Origin of the sequence: Micrococcus sp. HSID17227 (assembly GCF_003989405.1) — a bacterium.
In the GTDB taxonomy this organism is placed as follows: domain Bacteria; phylum Actinomycetota; class Actinomycetes; order Actinomycetales; family Micrococcaceae; genus Micrococcus; species Micrococcus luteus.
Genome location: NZ_RBLN01000092.1, coordinates 1 through 7,774 on the forward strand (window position 1 = coordinate 1; position 7,774 = coordinate 7,774).

The 7,774-nt window shown below is 70.9% G+C and carries 9 protein-coding genes; 2 read left to right on the forward strand and 7 right to left on the reverse strand.

What is annotated here, in order from left to right:
* The coding region (locus D8M29_RS06450) for an AI-2E family transporter (RefSeq protein ID WP_127445854.1) at window positions 1–1,187 on the forward strand (1,187 nt) is incomplete at its 5' end.
* A gap of 33 nt (window positions 1,188–1,220) precedes the next feature.
* On the opposite strand, the gene D8M29_RS06455 is transcribed toward D8M29_RS06450, so the two are convergent.
* Window positions 1,221–1,580 (reverse strand): hypothetical protein, encoded by a 360-nt coding sequence (locus tag D8M29_RS06455; protein WP_078026028.1) that lies wholly within the window; start codon window positions 1,578–1,580, stop codon window positions 1,221–1,223.
* Window positions 1,581–1,632: 52 nt separating this feature from the next.
* On the opposite strand from D8M29_RS06455, the gene nucS reads away from it, so the two are divergent.
* A complete protein-coding gene (nucS, locus tag D8M29_RS06460; protein WP_127435318.1) occupies window positions 1,633–2,328 on the forward strand; it encodes an endonuclease NucS in 696 nt (231 codons plus the stop codon).
* Window positions 2,329–2,342: 14 nt separating this feature from the next.
* Here the strand turns inward: nucS and D8M29_RS06465 are convergent, their stop codons facing one another.
* The 6 genes from D8M29_RS06465 to D8M29_RS06490 all read right to left on the reverse strand — a co-directional run.
* Complete coding sequence (locus D8M29_RS06465) at window positions 2,343–2,744, reverse strand: DUF2550 family protein (protein ID WP_127435319.1); 402 nt, start codon at window positions 2,742–2,744, stop codon at window positions 2,343–2,345.
* Window positions 2,745–2,766: 22 nt separating this feature from the next.
* Entirely contained in the window at window positions 2,767–3,042 is a 276-nt protein-coding gene (locus D8M29_RS06470) for a F0F1 ATP synthase subunit epsilon (protein WP_036341335.1), read from the reverse strand.
* 6 nt (window positions 3,043–3,048) lie between these two features.
* Window positions 3,049–4,506, reverse strand: a complete 1,458-nt coding sequence (gene atpD, locus D8M29_RS06475) for a F0F1 ATP synthase subunit beta (RefSeq protein WP_073115742.1) — start codon at window positions 4,504–4,506, stop codon at window positions 3,049–3,051.
* A 53-nt stretch (window positions 4,507–4,559) separates the two neighbouring features.
* Complete coding sequence (locus tag D8M29_RS06480; RefSeq protein WP_036313050.1) at window positions 4,560–5,453, reverse strand: F0F1 ATP synthase subunit gamma; 894 nt, start codon at window positions 5,451–5,453, stop codon at window positions 4,560–4,562.
* An 83-nt stretch (window positions 5,454–5,536) separates the two neighbouring features.
* Complete coding sequence (atpA, locus tag D8M29_RS06485; RefSeq protein WP_095346643.1) at window positions 5,537–7,171, reverse strand: F0F1 ATP synthase subunit alpha; 1,635 nt, start codon at window positions 7,169–7,171, stop codon at window positions 5,537–5,539.
* 90 nt (window positions 7,172–7,261) lie between these two features.
* On the reverse strand, window positions 7,262–7,774 hold a 513-nt coding region (locus tag D8M29_RS06490), incomplete at its 5' end, for a FoF1 ATP synthase subunit delta (protein WP_174233309.1).

The following is a 7,774-nucleotide window of genomic DNA, read 5'->3' on the forward strand; positions in this document are numbered from 1 at the left end:
TGCCGCCGCACGGGCCGACGCCCGCCGGGCGCCGTCGACGGCTCCGCCTGGGCTCCGTCCTGCGGCGGCGCCGGCCCTTCCTCGAGGAGGACCGGGTAGACCCCGAGCCGGACCCCGCCGACGGCGCCGAGGATCCTGCGGTCGCGGCCGTGGCCCTCGAGTCCCCCGTTCTGACCGGCTTCCTGCTCGCGGTGGGCGTGACCCTGGCCATCGGGATCGTCTCGGTGCTGCGCACGAACGGGCAGCTGATCGTGTGGATCGCCGCGGCCCTGTTCATCGCCCTGGGCCTGGACCCGCTGGTGCGCCGGGTCGAGTCCTGGGGCGCGCCCCGCTGGGTCGGCGTGCTCACGGCCGCCCTCGGCCTGGCCGCCGTGGCCGGGGCGTTCATCGCCCTCCTGGTCCCCACGGTGATCGAGCAGTCCACGCAGCTGGTCCAGGACCTGCCGGCCATCATCGACGGGGTGATGCGGGCCGAATGGTTCGTGCAGCTCGACGAGGAGTTCCACCTCCAGGACGCCGTCCGCGCCCAGACCGAGCGCCTCGCCGCCGACGGCGTCGCCATCACCGACCTGTTCGGCGGGCTCCTCGGCCTCGGCCAGACCGTGCTGAACGCCGTCTTCTCGGTGCTCGTGGTGGTCGTGCTGACGCTGTACTTCCTCTCCTCCCTGCCGCACATGAAGTATTGGGCCTACCGGCTCGCACCACGCTCGCGCCGGCCGCGCATCGAGGCGCTGTCCGAGCAGATCACCTCCTCGGTCGGCCACTACGTGATGGGCCAGTCCTTCGTGGCCGCCCTCAACGGCGCGGTGGCGTTCACGGCGCTGGCCATCGCCGGCGCCCCCTTCGCCGTCCTGCTCGCCGCGATCGCCGCCTTCATGGCGTTCATCCCGCTGGTGGGCGCCGCGATCGGCGGCACGCTGCTGACCCTCGTGAGCCTGCTGACCTCGTGGCAGACCGCCGCCGTGTTCGCGGCCATCTACTTCGTCTACCTGCAGATCGAGGCCTACGTCATCTCGCCGCGTGTCATGGCGCGCGCGGTGTCCGTGCCGGCGGCCGTGGCCGTGATCGCGGTGATCGCCGGAGGCGCGCTGCTGGGCGTCCTCGGCGCCCTCATGGCGATCCCGCTCGCCGCCGCGCTGGCGCTTCTGGTCCGCGAGGTCTTCATCCCCCGCCAGGACGCCCGCTAGCCCACGACGGCGGCGCGGCCCGGACCGTCGCGGTCAGCGGCTCGGGCGGGTGCGCCAGCACACCGGGTGCCAGTGCCGCCGGTCCTCTCCCGCGTCCTCGTCCCCCATGATCCAGTCGGCGCGCCAGGCCACGAGGTGCGCCTGGCCCTGCCGGATCACCCGGCCGCAGCCGGGGCACGTGTAGTCCTTCACCGCGCGCCACGCGGGGATCTGCCGGACGTGCCAGCCGCCGTCGGACCCGGACTGGCGCGAATAGCCCGCGTCCAGGCCGAGGAGCTCCTGGAGCGGGTCAGACCGCCCCGGCGACGGCCGGGACCGCCGGGAGGCGCCGGAGGCCCCGCGCTCGCTGCGCCGAGGCGCGGACGAGCGGCGGGGGCGGTTCGAACGGGGCATGCCCCCATGCTGGCACACGAGCCGGTGGGCGCGGTCCGCCTAGGATGGACCGGTGCGACTCGTCATTGCCCGCTGCTCCGTGACCTATGAGGGCCGCCTGAACGCCCACCTGCCCACCGCCACCCGCCTGCTCATGGTGAAGGCGGACGGCTCGGTGCTGGTGCACTCCGACGGCGGCTCCTACAAGCCCCTCAACTGGATGTCGCCGCCCGCGACCCTGCACGTGGAGGAGCCCTCCCCCGACCAGGCCGACCAGGGAGTGACGCAGGTCTGGCGCGTGCAGGCCAAGAAGTCCGACGACCGGCTCATCGTGCTCATCGAGGAGGTCGTGGCGGACGACTCCTACGAGCTCGGCGTGGATCCCGGCCTCGTCAAGGACGGCGTGGAGGCGGATCTGCAGCGTCTGCTGGCCGAGCAGATCAGCCTGCTCGGCGACGGCCACACCCTCGTGCGCCGCGAGTACATGACGGCGATCGGCCCCGTGGACATCCTGGCCCGCGACGCCGACGGCGGCACCGTGGCGGTCGAGCTCAAGCGCCGCGGGGACATCGACGGGGTCGAGCAGCTCACCCGCTACCTCGAGCTGATGAACCGGGACCCGCTCCTGGCGCCCGTGCGCGGTGTGTTCGCGGCCCAGCAGATCAAGCCCCAGGCCCGCACCCTCGCCGAGGACCGCGGCATCCGCTGCGTCACCCTCGACTACGACGCGATGCGCGGCGTGGACGACGCCGAGTCCCGCCTGTTCTGAGGCGCCGTGCGGGCTCAGCGGCGCCAGAAGGACGACGCCGCGGACGGCCCCGCCTCGCTCCAGGCGCGCAGGGCGCCGGCGTCGTCGGGGTCGACGACGACGCGCACCGGACGTGCGCCGGCGCTCAGCTCCAGGACGGTCCGGCCGGCCTCGTCCGCCGGGAGACGGTCGATCTGCAGGCGGCTCCGATCCGCGCTCCAGCGCTCCCGCGAGAGGCGCCAGCGCCCGGTGAGGCGCAGACGGGACTCGTCGTACACGCCGATCACACGCTCACGCCCCAGACCCTCCCGCTCCAGGACCGCCGGGAAGGCGGCCGTGACACGGGCGAGGGCCCGGCGCCGCATCACCAGGGCGAGTGCCGACAGCACGATCACTGCCGCCACGGTCGCCGAGGCGATGAGCACCGGGCCCTGCACCGTCAGGTCCTGCCGCGCCGCGTCAGACCGCGGCGGCGTCGCCCAGCCGGGCGGACGTCGCGGCGATCACGACACGGTCGTGGTCCACGGAGAAGAAGCCGCCATGGGCCTGCGCAGTGACGGTGCCGCCGTCCGTGGTGCGCACCACGACCTCGCCGTCGCCGAGGACGGCGAGCATCGGGGTGTGGCCCGGGAGGATGCCGATCTCACCGTTGACGGTGCGCGCCGACACGGCCGACGCGGCGCCCGACCAGATGGACCGCTCCTCGGAGACGATCTCGACGTTGAGCTCAGCCATGATCGATCAGCCCTCGGCCTGGATCTTGGCCCACTCGCGCTCGACGTCGTCCAGGCCGCCCACGTTGTAGAAGGCCTGCTCCGCGACGTGGTCCAGGTCGCCGTCGGCGATGGCCTTGAAGCCCTCGACGGTGTCCTTGACCGGCACGGTGGAGCCCTCGACGCCGGTGAACTGCTTGGCGGTGTAGGTGTTCTGCGAGAGGAACTGCTCGATCTTGCGGGCGCGGCCCACGGTGATCTTGTCCTCCTCGGAGAGCTCGTCCACGCCGAGGATCGCGATGATGTCCTGCAGCTCCTTGTTCTTCTGCAGGATCTGCTTCACGCGGATGGCCACGTCGTAGTGCTCCTGGCCCACGTACTGCGGGTCGAGGATGCGCGAGGTCGAGGCCAGCGGGTCCACGGCCGGGTACAGGCCACGGGACGCGAGGTCACGGGTCAGGTTGGTGGTCGCGTCCAGGTGCGCGAACACGTTGGCCGGGGCCGGGTCGGTGTAGTCGTCCGCGGGGACGTACACGGCCTGCATCGAGGTGATGGAGTGGCCGCGGGTCGAGGTGATGCGCTCCTGGAGCACGCCCATCTCGTCCGCCAGGTTCGGCTGGTAGCCCACGGCGGAGGGCATGCGGCCCAGCAGCGTGGAGACCTCGGAGCCGGCCTGCGAGAAGCGGAAGATGTTGTCGATGAACAGCAGCACGTCCTGGTTCTGCACATCGCGGAAGTACTCCGCCATGGTCAGCGCGGACAGGGCCACGCGCAGACGCGTGCCCGGCGGCTCGTCCATCTGGCCGAACACGAGGGCGGTGTCCTTCAGGACGTCCGCCTCGTCCATCTCGACCCAGAGGTCGTTGCCCTCACGGGTGCGCTCACCGACGCCGGCGAACACGGAGGTGCCGCCGAAGTTGCGGGCCACACGGGTGATCATCTCCTGGATGAGCACGGTCTTGCCCACGCCGGCGCCGCCGAACAGGCCGATCTTGCCGCCCTTGATGTAGGGGGTCAGCAGGTCGATGACCTTGATGCCGGTCTCCAGCATCTCGGTGGAGCCCTCGAGGGAGGCGAAGTTGGGGGCCGGGCGGTGGATCGGCCAGCGGTCCTCGGCCTGCAGCTGCGAGGTCGGCATGTCCAGGGTCTCGCCGAGCACGTTGAAGATGTGGCCCTTCACGGCGTCGCCGACCGGCACCGAGATGGGGGCGCCGGTGTCCACGACGTCGGTGCCGCGCACCAGGCCGTCGGTGGACTGCAGGGAGATGGCGCGGACCATGTTGTCGCCGAGGTGCTGGGCGACCTCGAAGGTGACCGTGCGGCGCTGGCCGTTGAGGTCGATCTCGGTGGTCAGCGCGTTGTAGATCTCCGGCATCGCGTTGGCCGGGAACTCGGCGTCGATCACGGGGCCGATGACGCGGGACACGCGTCCGGTGGCACCGCCGGTGGGGGTCCCGGTGCCCTGGTCAGTGATGGTGGCAGTCATCTCTCTCACTTCTATCGTGTGTGGATGGCGAGTCTGGTGAGTCCCGAACGGGCTCAGGAGTTGTTGAGCGCGTCCGCGCCCGCGATGAGCTCGGTGAGCTCCTGGGTGATCTCGGCCTGACGGGCGTTGTTCATCAGGAGGGTGTAGTCCTTGATGAGGCTCGTGGCGTTGTCGCCCGCCGACTTCATGGCGCGCTGACGGTTGGCGAGCTCCGAGGCCGCCGACTGCAGCATCGCGTTGAAGATGCGCGACTCGATGTACTTGGGCAGCAGCGCGTCGAGGACCTCCTCCGCGTCCGGCTCGTACTCGTAGAGCGGCAGCACGTCCTCGGCGGTGGCGGCCTCCTCCTCGACGACCTCGAGGGGCAGCAGGCGCACCACGTGGGGGTTCTGCTTCACGAGCGAGACGAACTCGGTGAACACGACGTGGATCTCGTCCACGCCGCCGTCGGCCGTGTCCGTGAGGAACGCGTCCACGAGCACCTCGCCGATCTCGGCGGCGCGCTCGGCGACGGGGGCGTCCGTCTGACCGGTCCACAGCTGCTTGTAGCCGCGGCCACGGAAGTCGAAGTACGTCTGCGCCTTGCGGCCGACGACGTACACGTCCACGTCCTTGCCCTCCTCACCGAGGCGGGTGAGGAGCTGCTCGGCCTTGCGCAGCACGTTCGCGGAGTACGCGCCGGCGAGGCCGCGGTCCGAGGACATGATGAGCACGGCCGCCCGGGTCGGATTCTCGGGCTCCGTGGTGAGGACATGATCGATGTCGTGCTGGCTCGACACGGCCGAGACGGCGCGGGTGATCGCGTTCGCATACGGCAGCGACGCGCTGACGCGCTCACGTGCCTTGGTGATGCGAGACGTGGCGATCAGCTCCATCGCCTTGAAGATCTTCTTCATCGACGACGTCGACGCGATCTTCTGACGGTAGACCCGGATCTGGGCTCCCATGGTGGTCCTTTCCCTGGCGGGAGGGCAGCCCGGCGTCGTCCCCGTGGGGCCCGACGCCGGACCGCTCCCTCACCGACCGGCGGTCAGCGCTTCTGCTTGGTGATCTGCTCCTGCGCGACCTGGTCCTGCTCGATCGCGCGATGCTCCTCGTGACCGGCCCGCACGCCGCCCTCCTCGGAGGACTGGAAGCCCTTCGAGAACTCGGCGACGGCCGACTCGAGCGCGGACACGGTGCCGTCCTCGAGCTTGCCGGTGGAGGCGATGTCGGTCAGGACGGAGGTGTGGCGACGCAGGTGGTCGATGAACTCGCGCTCGAAGCGCAGCACGTCCTGCACCGGCACCTCGTCGAGGTGGCCCTTGGAGCCGGCCCAGATGGACACGACCTGCTCCTCGACCGGGTAGGGCGAGTACTGGGGCTGCTTGAGCAGCTCCATGAGGCGCTCACCGCGGGCGAGCTGGCGGCGGGTGGCCGGGTCCAGGTCCGAGGCGAACATGGAGAACGCCTGCTGGTCGCGGTACTGCGCCAGGTCCAGCTTCAGCGTGCCGGAGACCTTCTTCATGGCCTTGACCTGGGCGGCGCCGCCCACGCGGGACACCGAGATGCCCACGTCCACGGCGGGACGCTGGTTGGCGTTGAACAGGTCCGACTGCAGGAAGATCTGGCCGTCGGTGATGGAGATGACGTTGGTCGGGATGTAGGCCGAGACGTCGTTCGCCTTGGTCTCGATGATCGGCAGGCCGGTCATCGAGCCCGCGCCCATCTCGTCCGAGAGCTTGGCGCAGCGCTCGAGGAGCCGGGAGTGCAGGTAGAAGACGTCGCCCGGGTAGGCCTCGCGGCCCGGCGGGCGGCGCAGCAGCAGGGAGACGGCGCGGTAGGCCTCGGCCTGCTTCGACAGGTCGTCGAAGATGATCAGCACGTGCTTGCCGCCGTACATCCAGTGCTGGCCGATGGCCGAGCCGGCGTAGGGGGCGAGGTACTTGAAGCCGGCCGGGTCGGACGCCGGGGAGGCCACGATCGTGGTGTACTCCAGGGCGCCGTGCTCCTCCAGCGTGGCGCGGACGCCGGCGATGGTGGAGGCCTTCTGGCCCACGGCCACGTAGACGCAGCGGACCTGCTTCTCGACGTCGCCCGACTCCCAGTTGGCCTTCTGGTTGAGGATCGTGTCCACGGCGATCGCGGTCTTGCCGGTCTGGCGGTCACCGATGATCAGCTGACGCTGGCCACGGCCGATCGGGATCATGGCGTCGATGGCCTTCATGCCGGTCTGCAGCGGCTCGTGGACCGACTTGCGCTCGGTCACGGTCGGCGCCTGCAGCTCGAGGGCACGGCGGCCCTCGGCCTCGATCGGGCCCAGGTCGTCGATGGGCTGGCCCAGCGGGTCCACCACGCGGCCCAGGAAGGCATCGCCCACCGGGACGGAGAGGATCTCGCCGGTGCGCTGCACCTCCATGCCCTCGCGGATCTCCTGGAACTCGCCGAGGACGACGACACCGATCTCGCGGGTGTCGAGGTTCTGGGCCAGGCCCTGGATGCCGTTCTCGAAGCGCAGCAGCTCGTTCGCCATGACGGAGGGCAGACCCTCCACACGAGCGATGCCGTCCGCCGCGGAGATGACACGGCCGACCTCGGTGCGATCGGTGCCCGACGGTTCGTACGATGCCGCGAAATCGTTCAAGGCATTGCGGACATCGTCAGCGTTGATGGTCAATTCGGCCATCTGCAGTCCCTGCTCTCTGTGCTTGGTGATCATCGACGTGACGATGATGCTTACGTTCGTGGGTGTTCCGGATGCGGGCGGGAGCCGGCGTCAGCCGGCCATCCGCCGCTGGAGGTCGTGAAGGCGCGAGGCCATGGACCCGTCGACGACGTCGTCGCCGACCTGGACGCGGACGCCGCCCACCACGTGGGGGTCCACCGTCACGTCCATGACGAGATCGCGGCCGAAGGCGCGGCGCAGGCCCAGGGCCAGCCGCTCCTGCTGCTCGGCCTCGAGCGGCCGGGCCACGGTCACCTCGGCGATCCACTGGCGCTGCCGCTCGGCGACGACGTCTGCGGCCTTGCGGACCGCGGCCGACGGCTTCAGGCCGCGCGGGGCCGAGACGGCGCGCTCGACCAGCAGTCGGCCGGCCGGGCTGGCCGACTCGCCCAGGAGACGACCGGCCAGTCTGGCCCGTGCCTCGAGGGGTGCGTGCTGATCGGTGAGCGCCCGCTGCACCTCGTGCGAGTCCTCCACCGTGCGGTTGAAGGCCAGCAGCTCGCCCAAGAGGGCGGCCAGGCCCGCGTGTCCGCCGCGTGCGGCCTCCGCGGCGGCCGCGTGCAC